Origin of the sequence: Streptomyces celluloflavus, from assembly GCA_000720995.1 — a bacterium.
Lineage (GTDB): Bacteria > Actinomycetota > Actinomycetes > Streptomycetales > Streptomycetaceae > Streptomyces > Streptomyces celluloflavus.
This window is the reverse complement of the sequence record JOEL01000053.1, coordinates 1-18839: the sequence shown is the minus strand read 5'-3', so window position 1 is coordinate 18839 and position 18839 is coordinate 1. Positions and strand designations below refer to the sequence as shown.

The window sequence follows — 18839 nt, the reverse complement described above, 5'->3', positions numbered from 1 at the left end:
ATGGCAGTCACGGCAGGACCCTCAGATCCCATGGACACCGGGCGGGCCGGTCCGGTGCCCGATCCCATGGACGCCGCCACCGAGGCCACCCGCAGTCTGCAAGGACTGTCCTCCGAGCTGACCGCGCGGGTGCCCCAGCTGCTGGAGGCGATGCGCACCGTGGGCGCGGGGCTGGACCTGCACATCACCCTCGACCGGATCGTGGAGACCGCGGCCGAGCTGGCCGATGCCCGCTACGCGGCGATAGGCATCATCGACGACGCCCGTGAGGGGTTGTCGGACTTCGTCACGTACGGCGTGACCGCGCAGGAGCACGAGCGGATCGGCGCGCTGCCCGACGGCCACAAGGGCCTGCTCGGCGCGCTCATCCACGACCCGAAGGCGCTGCGCCTCGCCGACCTCACCAAGGACCCCCGCTCGGCCGGATTCCCGCCGGGCCATCCGCCGATGCGGACGTTCCTGGGGGTGCCGATCCGGGTCCAGGGCGAGATCTTCGGCAATCTCTATCTGACGGAGAAGCGCGGCGGCGCGGAGTTCAGCGAGGAGGACCTGCACATGGTGCGGGTGCTCGCCACCGAGGCCGGTATCGCGATCGGCAACGCCCGGCTGTACGCGGCGACCCGGCAGCGCGAGCGGTGGATCGACGGCTCGGTGGCGGTGACCACCGAACTGCTCGCGGGCAGCGATGTGGACGACGCGCTCGCGGTCGTCGCGGAACAGGCCAGGAAGCTGGCGGACTCGGCGGCCGGCATCGTGCTGCTGCCCGACGATCGCGGTGGCATGGAGATCGTCGCGGTGTCCGCCGACGAGCCCGCCGGGATCATGGGGACCCAGATACCGCCCGACAGCCCGGTGGCGGCACAACTCCTCGCCGGGGAACCGGTGTTCGTGGATGATTCGGCCACCGATCCGCGGATGGTCACCCATGTGTCGGAGCGCTTCGGGCCCAGCATGATGCTGCCGCTCAAGAGCGGTGGCCGGGTGCTCGGCACCCTCGCGACGCCGCGGTCCCGGGGCGCCCGCCCGTTCACCCAGGCTGAACGCACCCTGGCCACGCAGTTCGCGGCGCAGGCCGCGCTGGCGCTGGTGCTGGCCGACGCACAGCGCGACCGCGAGCGGCTGGCCGTCTTCGAGGACCGCGACCGGATCGCCCGTGACCTGCACGACCTCGTCATCCAGCGGCTGTTCGCGACCGGAATGATGCTGGAGAGCGCGCACCGCAGGTCCGAGGCGCCGGAGGTGATCCGGGGCGTCGGCAAGGCCGTGGACGAACTGGACGTCACCATCCAGGAGATCCGCACCGCGATCTTCGCGCTCCAGCAGGGGCCGGCCGAGGCACCGTCCGGGCTGCGCACCCGGGTGCTGCGCGAGATCGGCACCGCCGCCGTACCGCTCGGCTTCCAGCCGTCCGCGAACTTCATCGGCGCGGTGGACTCCCGGGTCGGCGAGCTGACCGGCAAGAACCTGATCGCCGCGCTGCGCGAGGCGCTGTCGAACGCCTTCCGGCACGCTCGAGCCTCCCGGATCGAGGTCGTCGTCGACGCGACCATCACCTTGCCGGACGGCACCGACGGCGTACGGCTGACCGTCGCGGACGACGGCGTCGGCATCCCCGAGGGCGGCCGGCGCAGCGGCCTGAAGAACCTCAGCAAGCGCGCGGAGTCGCTGGGCGGGTCGAGCACCTACGGGCCGGGGCTGGGCGAGGACGGTACGGGCACGATGGTGACGTGGGAGGCGCCGCTGTGAGGGCGGGCCCCGGCGGCGGAGCCTGCCGGGACGGCGTCAGCCGCCCGCCGGGCCCGACTGAAGTATCCGCTCGATCACGGCCGCGACGCCGTCGTCGTTGTTGGAGTCCGTGCGGCCCGTGGTGACGGCCAGGACGTCCGGGTGGGCGTTGGCCATGGCGTACGAGGTGCCGGCCCAGGTGAGCATCTCCATGTCGTTGGGCATGTCCCCGAAGGCGACGACCTCCTGGGGCGTGATCCCGCGCTCCGCGCAGCAGCGGGCGAGGGTGTCCGCCTTGCTGACGCCGAGGCCGCTGATCTCCAGGAGGGCGGTCGGGCTGGACCGGGTGATGGACGCGAGGGCGCCCGCCGCCGTACGGGCCAGCGCGAGGAAGGCGTCCGGGTCCAGCTCGGCGTGGTGCGCGAGCAGCTTGAGCACGGGCTGGCCGGGGCCGGTGGTGTCGAAGGTGGCGGGCGTGCCCAGGGGGGCCACGGTGACGGTGTCGGCGGCCATGCCCGTATCCGTGCCGGGGCCCGGTCCGAAGTCCTCGGCGAGGAGCTTCTCCACCGGGGCGACGACCGCGGCCGGGTCGCGGTGGAGGGGCGGGTACTGCGGCTCGTAGTGGCTGCCGCCGGTGCGCTCCACCGCGAACGTGGTGCCGGGCGCGACGCCGCGCAGCACGTCCACCACGTCCAGCGCGACCGTGCGGTCCAGGGGGCTGACCTCGACGATCCGGCGGCCGCGGTGCAGATCGACGACGGCCGCGCCGTTCGCGCAGATCGCCAGGCCGTGGCCGTGTACATGGTCGCTGACCACGTCCATCCAGCGGGCCGGGCGGCCGGTGACGAAGAAGACCTCGATACCGGCCCGCTCCGCGGCGGCGAGTGCGGCGATCGTCCGGTCGGAGACCGTTTTGTCGTCGTGCAGCAAGGTGCCGTCGAGGTCGGTGGCGATCAGCCGGGGCGCTACGGCCGGCTCGGGCGCCGGGGACGGCGTGGCGGGGGCATCGGTCACGGTGACCATCTTCGCGTACCGCCGCGCACAGGGGTGCGGTGGGTCGCGCGGATGAGCCGGGCGGGGAGGCGAGGCCGGCCGCCCACCTCGGCGCGCGGCCGGGACCTTCGGTTCGTGCGGGCCGCCGTAGGCTCGGGGGCATGCGACTGAGCACCGTGATACTTCCCGTCCGCCGCTGGTCCGAGGGTGGCAAGGAGGTGTGGCAGCGCGCCGAGGAACTGGGCTTCCACACCGCGTACACCTACGACCACCTCTCCTGGCGAAGCTTTCGCGACCAGGCGTGGTTCGGCGCGATCCCGACGCTGACGGCGGCCGCCACCGCGACCTCCCGGATGCGGCTGGGCACCCTGGTCACCTCGCCGAACTTCCGGCACCCGGTGACTCTCGCCAAGGAACTGATCTCGCTCGACGACATCAGTGACGGCCGCGTCACCCTGGGCATCGGCGCCGGGGGCAGCGGCTTCGACGCCACCGCGCTCGGCCGGGAGCCGTGGTCGCCGCGGGAGCGGGCCGACCACTTCGGCGAGTTCCTGCCGCTGCTGGACAAGCTGCTGACCCAGGACGTCGTCTCCCACCAGGGCGAGCGCTACACCGCGCACGAGGTCCGTAACATCCCCGGCTGCGTGCAGCGGCCCCGGCTGCCGTTCGCGGTGGCGGCCACCGGGCCGCGCGGGCTGAGGCTGGCGGCCCGCCACGGCCAGGCATGGGTGACGACGGGCGATCTCAAGGATGCGACGGGCACCCCGGTCGCGTCGCGGGAGGTGGTCCGCGGGCAGATCGAGCGGCTGGAGAAGGCGTGCGCCGACGTCGGCCGGGACTGCGGGGAGCTGCGCAAGATCGTGCTGACCGGCTTCACGCCGGACCGGCCGCTGGACTCCCTGGACGCCTTCGTGGACTTCGCGGGGGCGCATGCCGAACTGGGCGTCGACGAGATCGTCATCCACTGGCCGATCGCCGATTCGGTCTTCGCCGCCGACGCCGCGGTCTTCGAACGGATCGCGACGGAGGGGCTGGCGCAACTGGCCGGCCAGGAGACGGCGCCGATGGACGTACGGACGGACGTCACCAGGTAGCCGGCGGATACGGGCACGGGACCGGCAGAGCGGGCCCGTGCCCCGGCCGGGCAGATCGCTGGCCTGGGCTTTACCCCGTATGTAGCGCGCAAGAGGGAGAATCAAGACAGCGGCGCAGTGTGCAGGACCCGGCGTGGTGCCGAAACGAACGCACCACCCGCGGGTCCGGCGCACTGCGCGAAGTGAAGCGCGCGCGTTGTGGAGGAGCCATGGCACAGACCCGATTCGCCCCCGACCGCGGACTGACCTCGCGCATGGTCGTGACGATGTTCTTCATCGGACTGCTGTACGTCGTGGTCGTCGGCGCGCTGGTGGTGCTGCTCAAGGGCGCCTGGGCGGTGGTACTGGTCATCGCGGGGGCTCTGTTCATCGCGCAGTTCTGGTTCAGTGACCGGATCGCGGCGTTCAGCATGGGCGCGCGCGAGGTCACTCCGGAGCAGGCACCCGAACTGCACGGCGCCGTCGACCGGCTGTGCGCGCTGGCCGATATGCCCAAGCCGCGGGTCGCGATCGCCGAATCGGACGTGCCGAACGCGTTCGCCACCGGCCGCAATCAGAAGAACTCGATGGTGTGCGCCACGACGGGCCTGCTGCGGCGGCTGGAGCCGGAGGAACTGGAGGGCGTGCTGGCCCATGAGCTCTCGCATGTCGCGCACCGCGATGTCGCGGTGATGACCATCGCGTCCTTCCTCGGCGTACTGGCCGGGATCATCACCAGGGCCGCGCTGTGGAGCGGGGTCGGGCGCAACAACCGGGACCAGAACGCCGCCGTCGCCGTACTGGTCGTCACCGCCGTCAGCGCGGTCGTCTACGCCATCAGCTTCCTGCTGACGCGGCTGCTGTCGCGCTACCGGGAGCTGTCCGCCGACCGCGCCGCCGCGATACTCACCGGCCGCCCGTCGGCGCTGGCCTCCGCGCTGACGAAGGTCACCGGGCAGATCGCGCGGATCCCGACCGACGATCTGCGCAAGTCCCAGCCGTTCAACGCCTTCTTCTTCGCCCCGGCGTTCAACAAGGAGACCTTCAACCAGCTGCTGTCCTCGCACCCGACACTGGAACAGCGGCTGGACCAGCTGGGCCGGATCTCGGCGCAGCTGGGACGGCCGTGACGGCCGGTGCCGCTGTCCCGGAGAGCCAAAGCAACCGATTCAAGGCAACGACCGAAGCGACAGATCAAAACAACTGATCAAAACAACTGATCAAAGCAAGTGGTCAAGCGATCAAGGAGTACGTCGCGCATGGGATTTCTGGACGCCATCCTCGGCCGCAGCAAGCCGGTCCGGCCCGATCTCGACCAGCTCTTCGCACTGCCCTCGGCCGCCATCACCTTGCAGGCCGCGGCCGGATTCGAGCCCACCGGACTGGGCTCGGTGTGCTTCGCGAGCGTCGAGGGCGGGGCGTTCTCACGGATCCAGTCGGATGTACGGGCCCTGCTGGGCGGCCCGGTGGAGTTCAGTCAGGACGAGTACGGCTATACCTGGCTGCTCGCCCGCCATGCGCCGGAGGACACGGCGGGCCTGGTCAACGACCTGCACGCGGTCAACACGTCCTTGGAGGAAGCGGGTTTCGGCCCGCAGTTGCTGTGCTCGCTGATCGGTTTCCGCGATGCGCAGGAGCGGCCGCTGGCGCTGGTCTACCTCTACAAGCGCGGCACCTTCTACCCCTTCGCACCGCGGGTGGACGGCGGCGAGAAGCGTGACAGCCCGCTCGAACTCCAGGTGCGGGCGATGCTCGGCGACGACCTGACGGTCGAGAAGGAACTCAACCGGTGGTTCCCGGTATGGGGCGCGCCGGGACTCTGATCCGGCAGCGCGCGCACCGCGCCACCGTCCCGGAGGCCGCCGGATGGGCCCGGCGGCACCTGAACTCCTGCCTCACTTCGCCTGCGGCCGGTGCTCCTCGGCGAGATCGCTCGCCTTTCTGGCCCGCGCGCCGTTGATTTCTTCGGCGGCCCACCGGGCCCACTCCTGTTCCATCGCGGACATCCGCAGGCCGTACTCCAGTGCGATCCGCCCATAGACCGAGATCATCTCGTCGTCCCACTCGGCGGACTTCTCGATGTGCGCGTACTCGGCGCGGTCGCGGCCCGCGGCCTCTTCCAGCTGCAACAGATAGGTACGCGCTTCGAGCGGGGTGAGGACGCCGAGGAAGAAGACCCGCAGCAGGGCGTCGTCGCGCGTGCGGCTGCTGGGCTCGACCTCGGTGAGCCAGTGGCGCAGCTCGGTGAGGCCGTCGTCGGTGATCGCGTACTCCTTGCGGCCGCGGGGGCCGTGGGCGGCGACCTCGGCCAGTCCCGCGGTCGTGATCTTGCCCAGCTCGCCGTAGACCTGGCTCTGGGTGGCGGGCCAGACGTTCGCGAGCGAGGCGTCGAACAGCTTCATCAGGTCGTAGCCGCTCGCGGGGGCTTCCGCCAGCAGGCCCAGCACGGCGTGTTTCAGGCTCATGACCCAACTTTACCTTCCACTCTTGACATATCAAAGCAGCACTCTCTATGTTCGACATGTCGAAGTTGGAATGTGGTTGCTGGGGGGCGAGGGGATCATGAACTACCTGCGGAGCTTCATCCCATGGCTGGTCTATGCGGGGGTGTCATCGATCGGCTGGCAGTGGGGCGCGCTCGCCGGTCTGGTGCTCGCCGTGGTGCTGCTCGCCGCGGACCGCGCCGCGGGCCTCTCGCTGGAAACGCGCGTGCTGGAGTACGGCACGATCGTGTTCTTCGCGGCCCTCACGGCGTTGGCCTTCGCCCGTCCCGACAGCGGCCTCCAGGCGTATGGCAGCGCGCTCTCGGTGGGCTGGCTGGCGCTCATCGCCTGGCTGTCGGTCGCCGTCCGGCGCCCCTTCACGATGGCCATCGCGCGCCGGATGGCGCCGCCGGAGGTCTGGGAGACCCCGTTGTTCCGGCGGATCAACACCGTGCTCACGGCGGTCTGGGCGCTGTCCTTCACACTCACCGCGATCGCCCAGGCGATCGTCTCCGCCCAAGACCTGAGCCTGATCTTCTCGGTCCTCGTCCAGGCCGCCGGCTTCATCCTTCCCATCCGATTCACCGCCGCCTATCCGGAGCGGGCCCGTGCCCGCTTTTTCCGAGAGTCCGGTGTGCGGCCCGAGAGCCAAGGAGCCCTCATCTCATGACCGCGGCATCCACACCCGGATCAACCACCGGCGAATCCGGCACGCTTGAACCCACCACACCCGGATCCACCACACCCGGATCCACCACACACGCGTCCACCGCGCCCGGATCCACCGTGCTTGAGCCCACGGCGGCCGCATCGACCGCGTCCGGTTCCGCTGCTGCCGCGCCGGCCGCACCCGTATCGGCCGGTCGGACGTCCGGGGACAGGGGCGGCCCGATGCCGCACCTGGCGGGCAATTTCGCCCCGGTGACGGACGAGCTGACCGCCTACGACCTCCCGGTCACCGGCGCGATCCCGCCCGAGCTCAGCGGCTGGTATCTGCGCAACGGCCCCAACCCGAAGGACGCCGACTCGCCTCACTGGTTCTTCGGCGACGGTATGGTCCACGGCGTGCGCCTGGAGGGCGGCCGGGCCGTCTCCTATCGCAACCGCTGGGTCCGCACCTCCACCTTCACCGACGGCGTGCGCGTCCGGGGTGAGGACGGGCAGCGCGATCTGACGGCAGGTGCCGCCAACACCCACGTCGTCCGGCACGCCGGCCGCACCCTGGCACTGGTCGAGTCGTCGTTTCCGTACGAGATCGACTGCCGCCCCGGTCATGAGCTGGAGACCCTCGGCGTCCACGACTTCGGGGGCCGGCTCACCACGGCCATGACCGCCCACCCGAAGACCTGCCCGACCACCGGTGAACTGCACTTCTTCGGGTACGGCGGCGTCACCCCGCCCTATCTCACCTATCACCGGGCCGACGCGGCAGGGGAGTTGGTGATCAGCCGCCCCATCGACGTCCCCGGGCACACGATGATGCACGACTTCCATCTGACCGCCCGCCATGTCGTCTTCATGGACCTCCCGGTCGTCTTCAACCGGAACCGCCCCGGTATGCCGTACGGCTGGGAGCCGGAGTACGGTGCCCGGCTCGGCGTGCTGCGCCGCGACGATCCGTACGGCGAGGTCCGCTGGCTGCCCATCGACCCCTGCTATGTCTTCCACGCCCTCAACGCCCATGACGACGGCGACCAGCGGATCGTCCTCTACGTCTCCCGCTACGCCGAATACGGCGACAACGTGCCCGCCTTCCTCTGGCGCTGGACGCTCGATCTCGCCTCCGGCACGGTGACCGAGGAACAACTCGACGACCACTTCACCGAGTTCCCCCGGGTGGACGACCGGCTGGCCGGCCAGGAGGCCCGCTTCGGCTACGCCGCCTCCGGCCTGTCTCTCGGTGCGGACCGGAATCCCGGCGCCCTGCTCCGCTACGACCTGCACACCGGCGCGGTCGCCCGGCACGACTTCGGCCCTGGGCGCATCCCGGGGGAGGCGGCCTTCGCACCGGCGGACGACCGCCCGGGTGGACCCGGCTGGCTGATCACCTACGTCTACGACGCGACCACCGGCACCAGCGATCTCGTCGTACTGGACGCGGAGGACATATCCGCCGACCCCGTGGCCACGGTCCCGCTTCCACAGCGCGTGCCCTATGGCTTCCACGGCAACTGGATCCCGGACCCGGTCAGTTGACGTCAGACCGGGCATTCCCGAGTGAAGGCCGGACGCGCCGAGTGAGCAGTGTGCAACCTGATCCTTGACAACTGAAGAGAGTGCAAGGCGCGGTGCGAGGCCGCTGTGTGAGGGGGCAGGCCCGCGGGCGGCTGCGTGCGCGGGCGGCGGGCGGTGCTGCCGTGCCCCGCGCCCGGAGCCCGGCGCCCTGGCAGGGCGCCGGGTCAGCGACGGGGGGAGGGGCGCGCGCCGTGCCGCGCTTCGGGGTCGTGCGAAGCGCTACCGCGGGCCGGGGTGGCACCGCCGGCCGGGGTGACGCCATCGGCCGGGGTGTAGCTGTCGGCCGGAGCGACGCGGATCGCCGGGACGACAAGGGCGTCCATCGTGCGGGCCTGGACCTCGCGGTGTGCGGCGGAGGCGATGAAGGCGGCCGTGTTCTCCGGGCCCACCAGGGTCCGCACGGCCAGCACGGTTTCGGCGGGGAGCGGCACCGGCTCCGAACCAGTCGCGGGACGGGGGGCCGCGACGGGCTCGGGCTCGGGGGGATGCCCCTGGGCGGGAACGGGGACGGCGGTCACTGCTGTGGTGGCGGCCGCCGCTGCACCCGCGGGCTCCGCCGCCGCACCCACCGGCTCCGCCGCGGTCGGCCCCTCCGCGCTCCCCGGCCCCATCCCGCCCTCCCCGCCGTCTGTCCTGCGCTCCTCCGCCGTCTCGCCGGACGCGGTGGTCACCCGCACACCGGCCGGGAGGGCTTCGGTCAGGTGATGGCGGAGGAACCGGGTGGCCAGGGTGCGCATGGCACGGGCCAGTTCGGCGTCCACGGTCTGCTGGGCGAGCGGGCGCAGCCGACGCACCAGCTCGGCGGCTTCCACGGCATCGGCTTCGCTGGGCGGATGGTCCAGGAAGGAGTGAAAGACATGCTCGGCGGTGAAGTCCAGGAAGCGGGAGGCGATGTGCTCCACCTGGCCGCGCACCTCACGAAGGTGCCGGGAGATGGCCGGCAGCGGCACGCCCGCGGAGTGCAGTTCGGCGGCGACGGCGAGCTCCTGCGGGCTGGGTACGCGGAACTCGTGATCCCGGCCCGGGACACGCTCCAGGACGCCCAGCTCGACGGCCTCGGCCACCGCCGCGTCGTCGGAGATGCCGCCGAAGGCGGCGTCCAGGTCGGCGCGGCTGATCCGGGACGCCTCCTCGTCGGTCCACGGTCCGTCGATCTCGGCGACCAGCCCGAGGACGCCGCCGAGATCACGCCCGGCGTCCCACGCCTCCAGCAGTTCCTTGATGCTGGCGAGGGTGTAGCCGCGGTCGAGCAGCCCGGCGATCTGGCCCAGCCGGGCCAGATGAGCGGCTCCGTACACATTGGCCCGGCCGCGTCGCTCCGGGCGGGGGAGCAGTCCGCGGTCCTGGTAGCCGCGGATCGTGCGGACCGTGGTGCCGCTGTGGTGGGCCAGGTCCTCGATGCGGTATTCGGCCGCCGGCGGCTGCTCGGTCACTGTGGTGCTCCTCAAGAGATGGCCGCGCGCTACGAGAGGGCCGCGCGGCCCACCGCGCCCGCCGCGGTCCGTGCGGCCGGGGAGGACGCCAGGTAGGCGACGGCCGTGTGCAGCGACCCTTCCTGCGAGGGATGGTACGACCGCCGCAGGTACCGCGGTATCGCCGCCCCCAGCGCGCGCCAGGTGGGCAGCAGCCCCTTGCGGACGGCGCGGTTGTGCTCGCGCAGCGAATAGCGGGAGCGGGTGGCGAGCTGCGGGTCGTGCCGGAGGAGATAGGCGGCGCCCCGGCCCCAGAGATACCAGAGGACAGGGGCCGTCACGGACATGCCCAGGATGCGGCGGAGGTAGCGGGAGAGCTCCGCGCCTCCGGTGTGCTCATACATGTCGAAGGCGACCGCGCGGTGCTCGACCTCCTCCGCGCCGTGCCAGCGCAGCAGGTCGAGCATGACCGGGTCGGGGCCGGCGCTGTCCAGGGCCTCGGCGTCCAGCACCCAGTCGCCGAGCACCGCGGTGAACTGCTCGATGGCGGCGATGAGGGAGAGCCGGAAGCGCAGCCACTCCCGCTCCGGGACCGGGACGCCGAGCGGTGGCCGCTCGCCGAGGAGGTACTCGAAGAGGAAGTCGACATGCCGGGTGTAGGGACCGGTGTCCAGGCCCTGGTGCGCCAAGTGGCCCAGTACGTAGGCGTGCTGGACGCTGTGGGTGGCCTCCTGGCCCATGAAGCCCTTGACGTCCTTGAGGAGTTCCTCGTCCCGGACCAGGGGCAGGGCCTCCTTGAAGACCTTGACGAACCACCGCTCACCCGCCGGCAGCAGCAGATGCAGCACGTTGATGACGTGGGTGGCGGTGGGCTCGTCCGGTATCCAGTGCAGCGGCGTCTCACGCCAGTCGAACGAGACGCGGCGAGGTGCGATCGGGCGGTGCTCCTGAGGGGGTGGCGTACTCATGCGCGGCTCCTGACGTGCGCAGTTCTCCGGAGGCGGTGACGGGAGTCAGCCGGGTGCGCTCCCCGGCCGGCCGTTTCGCCGGCCCGGGGAGCGCCGTGCGTAGGGTCTGCGGGCGGTCTACAGCGGCGGTTCGATGCGCGCGAGGGCGCGCAGGGCACGCGGGGCGAAGCGGGACATCAGGCGGGCGCCGCGGGCCTCGGGGGTGACGGGGACCACCGCCTGGTTGCGGACCACCGCGCGCAGGACGGCGTCGGCGACCTTCTCCGGCGGGTAGTTGCGCATGCCGTACATCCGGGCGGCCTTGGCCTGGCGGCGCTTCTCCTCGTCCGCCGGGACACCGGTGAAGCGTGAGGTGGCGGTGATGTTGGTGTTGACCAGCCCCGGACAGATGGCCGAGACGCCGATGCCCTGGCCCGCCAGCTCGGCGCGCAGACACTCGCTGAGCATCAGCACGGCCGCCTTGGACGTGCTGTACGCGGGCAGCACCCTGGACGGCTGGAAGGCGGCGGCCGAGGCGGTGTTGACGATATGGCCGCCCTGCCCGCGCTCCGCCATCCGCCTGCCGAAGATCCGGCAGCCGTGGATGACGCCCCAGAGATTGACGTCCAGGACCTTCCGCCAGTCCTCGGAGCTGGTCTGCAGGAACGACCCGGACAGGCCGATACCGGCGTTGTTCACCAGTACGTCGACCGTGCCGTAGGCGGCGTCGACCTTGTCGGCGAGCTTCTCCATCGCCGCCTCGTCCGCGACGTCGACGGCCTCGCCCCATGCCTGTGGCGCGCCGATCAGCCGCGCCATATCGGCGGTCCGCGCCGCCCCCTCGGCATCCCGGTCGACCGCGATGATCCGGGCACCGGCCTCCGCGAAGGCGAACGCGGTCGCCCGGCCGATGCCGCTGGCCGCGCCGGTCACCAGCACCAGCTGCCCGCCGAAACGGTCGGCATGGGGGCCGGCGGCCATGACCTCCTTCGCCGGGTCGCCCTCCTCCTTGGCGTTGACGAACTCGGTGATCCAGGAGACCAGCTGATCCGGACGGGTGCGCGGTACCCAGTGCTTGGCCGGGAGGGTGCGGCGCACCAGCTGGGGCGCCCACTGCTCCAGGTCGTCGTAGAGCCGCTGGGAGAGGAAGGCGTCGCCGGTCGGGGTGATGAGCTGGACCGGGCAGTGCGCATAGGCGTCGGCGCGCGGGCGGCGCAGCCGGGCGCGGATGTTGTCGCGGTAGAGCCAGGCGCCGTGGGCGGCGTCGCCCGGCAGCGACGCGGTCGGATAGCCGCCGTCGGGCACTTTTTCGATCCGCCGCAGGATTCCCGGCCAGCTTCTGCCGAGCGGGCCCCGCCACGCCAGTTCGGGGAGCACGGGGGTGTGCAGCAGGTAGACGTACCAGGACTTGGCGCCCTGGCCGAGGAGCTGGGCGGTGCGCCGGGGAGTGGGGCGCGTCATCCGCTTCTTGATCCAGTGGCCGAAATGGTCCAGGGACGGTCCCGACATGGAGGTGAAGGAGGCGATCCGGCCCTCCGTGCGCCGGACGGTGGCGAACTCCCAGGACTGCACCGAGCCCCAGTCGTGGCCCACGAGGTGGACCGGGCGGTCCGGACTGACGGCGTCCGCGACGGCCAGGAAGTCGTCCGTCAGCTTCTCCAGGGTGAACCCGCCGCGCAGCGGCCGTGGGGCGGTGGACAGGCCGCAGCCCCGGACGTCGTAGAGCACCACATGGAACCGGGCGGCCAGTCCGCGGGCGACCTCGGACCACACTTCCTTGCTGTCCGGATAGCCGTGCACCAGCATCACCGTCGGCAGCGCCGGGTCGCCCAGTTCGGCGACGCACAGCTCGACCCCGCCGGTCCGCACCCGGCGTTCACGCGCACCCGCGAGCCCCGGCCCGCTTCCCCCCTCCGTCTCGCTCTCTGTCCCTGGACCTGTCCCCGGGACCGACCGCGCACCCGGCCCGGCACCCGGGGACGGCCCCGGCCCCCGGCCCTTGCCCCGTCCGGTTGCCCGCAGGCGTCCCCCTCCGCGTCCCCGCCGAGGTCCCTGTCCACGTCCCGTGTTCACGCGGCCTTCTCCTCCTGCCAGCGCCGCACATGCGGCAGATCGTCGTCCAGCCAAAAGGCGCTTTCCTGCGGGTCCTTGGAGTCCGTGACCACCAGGATCTCCTCGAACTTCGCGCCCGTGCCCCGGAACCCGAGGTGCGGTTCGACCGCCCACAGCCCCGGCTGCGGCGGGTGGTCGGAGAAGGTGTACGGGCTCCACAGCGGGGACCAGCCGTCGCGGTGGCCGTGCAGGGCGTCGGAGGCCAGGCCCTTGAGCGACTGGGTGCCGAAGCCGAAGAGGGTGGGGGACCAGCGGCGCTCCCTGACCCGGTCGACCTTGTGCGCGATGACGCCGAAGGGGTAGGCGCGGTGGCGGTTGGCATACCCCTGACGCACCATGAGGCGCTCGACGTTTTCGTAGATCTCCCGCAGCGAGTGCCGTTCGCGGACCTCGCGCAGGATCAGCTCACGATGCGCTTCGAGATCGGCGAGCAGCCGGTCGTGCACGGGGTTGAGCCCGAGGCAGCCGGAGTAACCGATATCGGCCGTGTACCCCTTGTGGACCGGCGCCATGTCGAGGATGAAGGGCATCCCCGGCTCCAGCGCGCGGTTGGTGGGGAAGAACTGCAACGGGACACGGAAGTTGACGAAGGCGGTGCGGTCGCCGAACCAGGCGAACGGGAGATGGAACCAGTCCCGCACCCCGCGCTCGCGCAGCCACTCGCGCTGCATCCGGGCCGCCGCGCGCTCGGTGATCCCGGGCCGGAGCTGCCCGGCCACCGCCTCCGCGCAGGCGTAGGCGAGCCGCTGGACCTCCTTGAACCCCCGTAGCCCGGCGGCGAGGTCTCCGGTTCCTGCTGGGGTCGCTGGGGTGACTGAGGCCATCGTCAACCGTCCGTCCGTAAGCGGTCCATCGCGGTACGTGCCCGTAACTTGACACTGATGAATGTGACAATGACTGACGGCTGCGTCAAGAGGGGTGCGACCCCGAGTCCCGGTGCGCCGGGAGGAGGGGGTCCCCTACGGGCTTCTACTCCCGGAGAGGTAGAGGCATCCAACCGCCTGGGTTGACGACCGGTGCGCGAGGCGCCGATACCGTCGTTGCCGTGACTGTGATCGTGACCGAAAGCCTGAGCAAGCGGTACCCGCGGGTGACCGCTCTGGACCGGCTCTCCGTTGACATCGCCCCCGGCGTTACCGGCCTGGTGGGTGCCAACGGCGCCGGCAAGTCCACTTTGATCAAGATCCTTCTCGGGCTGGCCCCGGCCACCGAGGGGACCGCGCACGTCCTCGGGCTGGACGTGACCAAGGACGGCAGCACCATCCGTGAGCGGGTCGGCTACATGCCCGAGCACGACTGCCTGCCGCCGGACGTCTCCGCCACCGAGTTCGTCGTGCACATGGCCCGGATGTCCGGTCTGCCGCCGACCGCCGCCCGCGAGCGCACCGCGGATACGCTGCGCCACGTCGGCCTGTACGAGGAGCGCTACCGCCCCATCGGCGGCTACTCGACGGGCATGAAGCAGCGCGTGAAGCTGGCCCAAGCGCTCGTCCACGACCCGCAGTTGGTGTTCCTGGACGAGCCGACCAACGGCCTGGACCCGGTCGGCCGGGACGAGATGCTCGGCCTGATCCGGCGAGTCCACACCGACTTCGGGATCTCCGTCCTGGTGACCTCCCACCTCCTCGGCGAGCTGGAGCGCACCTGCGACCATGTCGTCGTCATCGACGGCGGCAAGCTGCTCCGCTCCTCCGCCACGGACGAGTTCACGCAGGTCACCACCTCGCTGGCGGTCGAGGTCACCGACACCGACACGCACCCGGACGGCACCGAGGCGCTGCGCGCGGCGCTGGTCTCGGCCGGCGCCGCGGTGAGCACCGACGCCGCCGGCGCGGCGAGCGTCGTCTCCTCCGGCCACCTCCTCTACGTCGAGGCCCCCGGCGAGGAGACCTACGACCTGGTGCGGGACACCGTCGCCGGCCTCGGTCTCGGCCTGATCCGGATGGAGCAGCGCCGGCACCGGATAGCCGAGGTGTTCAGCACGGCGGACGCGGCGGCCGGCACCCCCGCGACCGTCCCCGCCACCGCGGGCGCCCCGGGCGCCCCCCACGCCACCCAGGACGGAGGCGCCCACGATGCCGCCTGAGACCACGACCTCCGCACCCGCCGCGGCGCCGAACGTCATTCACAACATCGGCTACCGCCACTACGACGGCCCCCGCCTGGGCCGTGCCTACGCCCGCCGGTCGCTCTTCTCGCAGAGCGTGCGCGGCTCCTACGGACTCGGCCGCTCGGCGAAGTCCAAGGTGCTGCCGATGCTGCTCTTCGGGGTGATGTCCCTGACCGCCGGCATCCTGGTCGCGGTGACGATGTTCACCCACGCCAAGAGCCTCCCGGTCGAGTACACCCGGTTCGCGATCTACCTCCAGGCCGTCATCGCCCTCTACCTCGCCGCCCAGGCACCGCAGTCCGTCTCCCGCGATCTGCGCTTCAAGACCGTGCCGCTGTACTTCTCCCGCCCCATCGAGCGGAGCGACTACGTCGCGGCTAAGTTCGCGGCGATGGCGGGCGCCCTGTTCATCCTCACCTCGGTGCCCCTGCTGATCCTCTACGCCGGGGCGCTGCTGGCGAAGCTGGACTTCCTCGACCAGACCAAGGGCCTGGCCCAGGGGCTCGTCTGCGTGGCGCTGCTCTCGCTGCTGTTCGGCGGGATCGGCCTGGTGGTCTCGGCACTCACCCCGCGCCGCGGCTTCGGCGTCGCCGCCGTGATCGCCGTACTGACCGTCCCCTACGGCGCCGTGAGCGCCATCCAGGGCATCGCCTTCGTCCAGGGCAAGGAGGCGGCCGTCGGCTGGCTCGGCCTGTTCTCCCCCGTCACGCTCATCGACGGCGTGCAGTCGGCGTTCCTCGGCGGCACCAGCTCCTTCCCCAACGGCCTGGCGCCGTCGACCGCCGCCGGATTCGTCTACCTCCTCGTCACGCTGGGCGTCATCGCCGGCTGCTATGCCCTGCTGTCGCTCCGCTACCGGAAGGCCGGGCTGTGACCGCCCGCCCGATCCCGGCTTCCGCCGCGCGGTGCCCCCGGCCCGCCACCACTCTCCGAAGGAATGGGCCGCGCCCATGACCACACTGACCATCGACCACGTTTCGCGCTGGTTCGGCAATGTCGTCGCCGTCAACGACATCACGATGACCATCGCCCCCGGTGTCACCGGCCTGCTCGGCCCCAACGGCGCCGGCAAGTCCACCCTCATCAACATGATGGGCGGCTTCCTCGCCCCCTCCAACGGCACCGTCACCCTCGACGGCGCCACGATCTGGCGCAACGAGAGCATCTACCGCCACATCGGCATCGTCCCGGAGCGCGAGGCGATGTACGACTTCCTCACCGGCCGCGAATTCGTCCTCGCCAACGCCGAGTTGCACGGACTCGGCCGGACCGAGGCGGCCAGGGCGCTGGCCACCGTCGAGATGGAGTACGCCCAGGACCGCAAGATCTCGACGTACAGCAAGGGCATGCGGCAGCGCGTGAAGATGGCCTCCGCGCTGGTCCACGACCCGTCGGTGCTGCTGCTCGACGAGCCGTTCAACGGCATGGACCCGCGCCAGCGGATGCAGCTGATGGAGCTGCTGCGGCGGATGGGCGACCAGGGCCGCACGGTCCTGTTCTCCTCGCACATCCTCGAAGAGGTCGAGCAACTGGCCTCGCACATCGAGGTGGTGGTGGCCGGCCGGCACGCCGCGTCCGGCGACTTCCGCAAGATCCGCCGGCTGATGACCGACCGCCCGCACCGCTACCTCGTCCGGTCCGACAACGACCGGGCGCTGGCCGGGGCGCTGATCGCCGACCCCTCGACGGCCGGTATCGAGGTGGACCTCGCCGAGGGCGCGCTGCGCGTCCAGGCCGTCGACTTCGGCCGCTTCACCGCACTCCTGCCGCGGATCGCCCGCGACCACGGCATCCGCCTGCTGACGGTCTCGCCCTCCGACGAGTCGCTGGAATCCGTCTTCTCCTACCTCGTAGCGGCCTGAGGCCGGAAAGGAGCCCTGACGCATGTCCACGACCACTCCGACTGCCCGGCCGGCGGCCACGACCCCGCCGAGAGCCACGTTCTTCCACCCGACGGTCGCCCGGCTCACCTACCGCGCCCTGCTCGGCCGGCGCCGCGCCCTGATCCTCTTCGCGCTGCCCGCCCTCCTGGTGATCATCGCCGCCGCCGTCCGGGCCCTGTCCGGCGCCGACGACGCCACCGCCAGTGGCATCCTGGGCGGCTTCGCACTGGCCACGATGGTGCCGCTGATCGGCGTCATCGCCGGTACGGGCGCGATAGGCCCGGAGATAGACGACGGCTCGGTGGTCTATCTGCTGTCCAAGCCCGTATCGCGACAGACGATCATCTTCACCAAGCTGCTCGTCGCGATCGGCGTGACGGTGGTCTTCTCGGCAGTCCCGGTTCTGATAGCCGGGTTCGTCCTGAACGGCAACAGCCAGCAGATCGCGGTGGCGTACGCCGTCGCGGCGGCCGTCGCCTCCCTCGCCTACAGCGCGCTCTTCCTCTTCTTCGGCACCATCTCCCGGCACGCCGTCGTCTTCGGCCTGGTCTACGCCCTGGTCTGGGAATCCTTCGTCGGGAGCCTGGTCCCCGGGGCGCGCACCCTCAGCATCCAGCAGTGGGCGCTCGCGGTCGGGCAGCGGGTCGGCGCGGAGGGCGCGCTCTCCTCCAGCGTCCAACTTCCCCTGGCGATAGGGCTGTTGGTGGCCGTCACGGTCGTCGCGACCTGGTACGCCGGACACCGTCTGAAGTCGCTGACCCTGGCAGGCGAGGAGTAGCGGGAGGGGGCCGGGCGGTGACGGCCGCCGCCCCGGCCCCACCGCCGCCCCGGCCCCGCCGCCGCGCCCTCGGGCTCCGCTACGTGACGGGCTCCGCTATGTGACGGGGCTTCGCCGCGCGGTCGGGCTCTGCTGCCCGGCGTTGAACTCCCGGACGTTCTTCAGATGCTCCTGGTAGTCGGCGGTGAAGCGGGTGTCGCCCGGTTTGACGGTGACGAAGTACAGCCAGTCGCCCGGGGGCGGTGCGGCGGCCGCGTTCAGCGCGTCCGCCCCGGGGTTGTCGATCGGGGTGGGTGGCAGGCCCCGGTGCTCGTAGGTGTTGTACGGGCTGTCGATCTTGGTGTCGGCGTGGCTGGTGTGCAGAGTGCTGCGGTCCAGCGCGTAGTTGAGCGTCGAGTCCATTTGCAGCGGCATGCCCTTGGCCAGCCGGTTGTCGATGACCCGGGCGACCTTGCCCATGTCCCCCGGCCGGTCCGCCTCGGCCTGCACGATGCTGGCGATCACGACGGTCCGGTAGGAGGCGATGCCGTAGTCGGCGAGCCGGAGGTTGGCCGTCTCGACCATGGTGGTGAGCAGGGATGCCGGGGTGGTGTCCCGGTCGATCGGATACGTCGCGGGGAAGAGGTACCCCTCCGGGTTGCCCTTCGCCTCGTCCGGCAGGCTGAGCGGCGTGGTCCGGGCGGCCTTCGCGGTGGTGCCGTCCGCGAGGCGCAGGGCCTTGTCGGCGGCGGCGTAGACCTGGGTGGCGCGCCGGCCCTCCGGGATGGTGAGCTTCGCCGCGCGCTCCGGCCCGCCGCGGAAGAGCCGCGGCACGATCACTACGGCGAGGATGACCAGGACGCACAGGCAGATGACGAGGATGAGCCGGCCGGTGCGGGTGAGCCGCGGCCTCGGCCGGCGAACGGTGCGGCGGACATCGCTCATGAGGGCACGGTAGGCCAGTCACCGCGGCCACGGGGTGACCTCGCCCGGGACACCGCCGACGGCGCCCCGGCCCCGGCACCTCCTCCGCCCCCACCGCCACATCCGTACGCCCCGCACCTCCGGGCCCGCACCCCCCTGCCCCCGCACCCCCGTACGCACCGCAC

At 71.6% G+C, this 18839-nt stretch carries 17 protein-coding genes; 10 read left to right on the top strand and 7 right to left on the bottom strand.

Features of this window, described 5'->3' with window-relative positions; genetic code table 11:
• Window positions 1–66 precede the first annotated feature (66 nt).
• Window positions 67–1746 carry a sensor histidine kinase gene (locus tag IH09_RS30795; RefSeq protein ID WP_052860841.1) on the top strand — a complete coding sequence of 560 codons (1680 nt, stop codon included), beginning with the start codon at window positions 67–69 and terminating at the stop codon, window positions 1744–1746.
• A gap of 36 nt (window positions 1747–1782) precedes the next feature.
• On the opposite strand, the gene IH09_RS30790 is transcribed toward IH09_RS30795, so the two are convergent.
• Window positions 1783–2748, bottom strand: a complete 966-nt coding sequence (locus tag IH09_RS30790; RefSeq protein WP_052860819.1) for an HAD family hydrolase — start codon at window positions 2746–2748, stop codon at window positions 1783–1785.
• 131 nt (window positions 2749–2879) lie between these two features.
• On the opposite strand from IH09_RS30790, the gene IH09_RS30785 reads away from it, so the two are divergent.
• The 3 genes from IH09_RS30785 to pspAB all read left to right on the top strand — a co-directional run bounded on the left by IH09_RS30785 (window position 2880) and on the right by pspAB (window position 5614).
• Window positions 2880–3812, top strand: coding sequence for an LLM class flavin-dependent oxidoreductase (locus tag IH09_RS30785; RefSeq protein WP_172450981.1), 933 nt, complete (start codon window positions 2880–2882; stop codon window positions 3810–3812).
• A 209-nt stretch (window positions 3813–4021) separates the two neighbouring features.
• Window positions 4022–4921, top strand: a complete 900-nt coding sequence (gene htpX / locus IH09_RS30780) for a zinc metalloprotease HtpX (RefSeq protein ID WP_052860815.1) — start codon at window positions 4022–4024, stop codon at window positions 4919–4921.
• Between the two features lie 129 nt (window positions 4922–5050).
• Window positions 5051–5614, top strand: coding sequence for a PspA-associated protein PspAB (gene pspAB, locus IH09_RS30775; RefSeq protein ID WP_052860813.1), 564 nt, complete (start codon window positions 5051–5053; stop codon window positions 5612–5614).
• 72 nt (window positions 5615–5686) lie between these two features.
• On the opposite strand, the gene IH09_RS30770 is transcribed toward pspAB, so the two are convergent.
• On the bottom strand, window positions 5687–6256 hold the full coding sequence (locus IH09_RS30770) for a PadR family transcriptional regulator (RefSeq protein ID WP_052860809.1): 570 nt from the start codon (window positions 6254–6256) through the stop codon (window positions 5687–5689).
• A gap of 97 nt (window positions 6257–6353) precedes the next feature.
• Between IH09_RS30770 and IH09_RS30765 the strand changes: the two genes are divergently transcribed.
• The gene (locus IH09_RS30765) at window positions 6354–6944 is read left to right on the top strand and encodes a hypothetical protein (protein ID WP_052860840.1); all 591 of its coding nucleotides are present in this window, start codon (window positions 6354–6356) and stop codon (window positions 6942–6944) included.
• A 221-nt stretch (window positions 6945–7165) separates the two neighbouring features.
• A complete protein-coding gene (locus IH09_RS30760) occupies window positions 7166–8470 on the top strand; it encodes a carotenoid oxygenase family protein (RefSeq protein ID WP_052860808.1) in 1305 nt (434 codons plus the stop codon).
• Between the two features lie 203 nt (window positions 8471–8673).
• Here the strand turns inward: IH09_RS30760 and IH09_RS30755 are convergent, their stop codons facing one another.
• The 4 genes from IH09_RS30755 to IH09_RS30740 form a co-directional block, all read right to left on the bottom strand.
• Entirely contained in the window at window positions 8674–9942 is a 1269-nt protein-coding gene (locus IH09_RS30755) for a MerR family transcriptional regulator (RefSeq protein ID WP_094793649.1), read from the bottom strand.
• Between the two features lie 29 nt (window positions 9943–9971).
• Window positions 9972–10889, bottom strand: coding sequence for a metal-dependent hydrolase (locus tag IH09_RS30750; RefSeq protein WP_052860807.1), 918 nt, complete (start codon window positions 10887–10889; stop codon window positions 9972–9974).
• A gap of 117 nt (window positions 10890–11006) precedes the next feature.
• Window positions 11007–12737 carry an SDR family oxidoreductase gene (locus IH09_RS30745; protein WP_052860806.1) on the bottom strand — a complete coding sequence of 577 codons (1731 nt, stop codon included), beginning with the start codon at window positions 12735–12737 and terminating at the stop codon, window positions 11007–11009.
• A 200-nt stretch (window positions 12738–12937) separates the two neighbouring features.
• Window positions 12938–13804: a M24 family metallopeptidase gene (locus IH09_RS30740; RefSeq protein ID WP_052860805.1), complete on the bottom strand. Its 867-nt coding sequence runs from the start codon at window positions 13802–13804 to the stop codon at window positions 12938–12940.
• Between the two features lie 221 nt (window positions 13805–14025).
• On the opposite strand from IH09_RS30740, the gene IH09_RS30735 reads away from it, so the two are divergent.
• The 4 genes from IH09_RS30735 (at window position 14026) to IH09_RS30720 (ending at window position 17751) form a co-directional block, all read left to right on the top strand.
• Window positions 14026–15066 (top strand): ABC transporter ATP-binding protein, encoded by a 1041-nt coding sequence (locus IH09_RS30735; RefSeq protein ID WP_094793650.1) that lies wholly within the window; start codon window positions 14026–14028, stop codon window positions 15064–15066.
• Window positions 15056–15964 (top strand): ABC transporter permease subunit, encoded by a 909-nt coding sequence (locus IH09_RS30730; protein ID WP_052860803.1) that lies wholly within the window; start codon window positions 15056–15058, stop codon window positions 15962–15964. Before IH09_RS30735 ends, IH09_RS30730 begins: the two co-directional genes overlap by 11 nt.
• Window positions 15965–16040: 76 nt before the next feature.
• Window positions 16041–16952, top strand: a complete 912-nt coding sequence (locus IH09_RS30725; protein WP_052860802.1) for an ABC transporter ATP-binding protein — start codon at window positions 16041–16043, stop codon at window positions 16950–16952.
• 22 nt (window positions 16953–16974) lie between these two features.
• Window positions 16975–17751: an ABC transporter permease subunit gene (locus IH09_RS30720; protein ID WP_052860801.1), complete on the top strand. Its 777-nt coding sequence runs from the start codon at window positions 16975–16977 to the stop codon at window positions 17749–17751.
• Between the two features lie 96 nt (window positions 17752–17847).
• Here the strand turns inward: IH09_RS30720 and mltG are convergent, their stop codons facing one another.
• On the bottom strand, window positions 17848–18675 hold the full coding sequence (gene mltG, locus IH09_RS30715; RefSeq protein WP_052860800.1) for an endolytic transglycosylase MltG: 828 nt from the start codon (window positions 18673–18675) through the stop codon (window positions 17848–17850).
• Window positions 18676–18839 lie beyond the last annotated feature (164 nt).

What these genes read in the sequence shown, in the direction of transcription:
- IH09_RS30730 (WP_052860803.1), top strand. Translation starts at nt 15,056, where the DNA reads ATGCCGCCTGAGACCACGACCTCCGCACCCGCCGCGGCGCCGAACGTC.
- IH09_RS30725 (WP_052860802.1), top strand. Translation starts at nt 16,041, where the DNA reads ATGACCACACTGACCATCGACCACGTTTCGCGCTGGTTCGGCAATGTC.
- IH09_RS30750 (WP_052860807.1), bottom strand. Translation starts at nt 10,889, where the DNA reads ATGAGTACGCCACCCCCTCAGGAGCACCGCCCGATCGCACCTCGCCGC.
- htpX (WP_052860815.1), top strand. Translation starts at nt 4,022, where the DNA reads ATGGCACAGACCCGATTCGCCCCCGACCGCGGACTGACCTCGCGCATG.
- IH09_RS30760 (WP_052860808.1), top strand. Translation starts at nt 7,166, where the DNA reads ATGCCGCACCTGGCGGGCAATTTCGCCCCGGTGACGGACGAGCTGACC.
- IH09_RS30785 (WP_172450981.1), top strand. Translation starts at nt 2,880, where the DNA reads ATGCGACTGAGCACCGTGATACTTCCCGTCCGCCGCTGGTCCGAGGGT.
- IH09_RS30795 (WP_052860841.1), top strand. Translation starts at nt 67, where the DNA reads ATGGACGCCGCCACCGAGGCCACCCGCAGTCTGCAAGGACTGTCCTCC.
- mltG (WP_052860800.1), bottom strand. Translation starts at nt 18,675, where the DNA reads ATGAGCGATGTCCGCCGCACCGTTCGCCGGCCGAGGCCGCGGCTCACC.
- IH09_RS30770 (WP_052860809.1), bottom strand. Translation starts at nt 6,256, where the DNA reads ATGAGCCTGAAACACGCCGTGCTGGGCCTGCTGGCGGAAGCCCCCGCG.
- IH09_RS30720 (WP_052860801.1), top strand. Translation starts at nt 16,975, where the DNA reads ATGTCCACGACCACTCCGACTGCCCGGCCGGCGGCCACGACCCCGCCG.
- pspAB (WP_052860813.1), top strand. Translation starts at nt 5,051, where the DNA reads ATGGGATTTCTGGACGCCATCCTCGGCCGCAGCAAGCCGGTCCGGCCC.
- IH09_RS30765 (WP_052860840.1), top strand. Translation starts at nt 6,354, where the DNA reads ATGAACTACCTGCGGAGCTTCATCCCATGGCTGGTCTATGCGGGGGTG.
- IH09_RS30740 (WP_052860805.1), bottom strand. Translation starts at nt 13,804, where the DNA reads ATGGCCTCAGTCACCCCAGCGACCCCAGCAGGAACCGGAGACCTCGCC.
- IH09_RS30790 (WP_052860819.1), bottom strand. Translation starts at nt 2,748, where the DNA reads ATGGTCACCGTGACCGATGCCCCCGCCACGCCGTCCCCGGCGCCCGAG.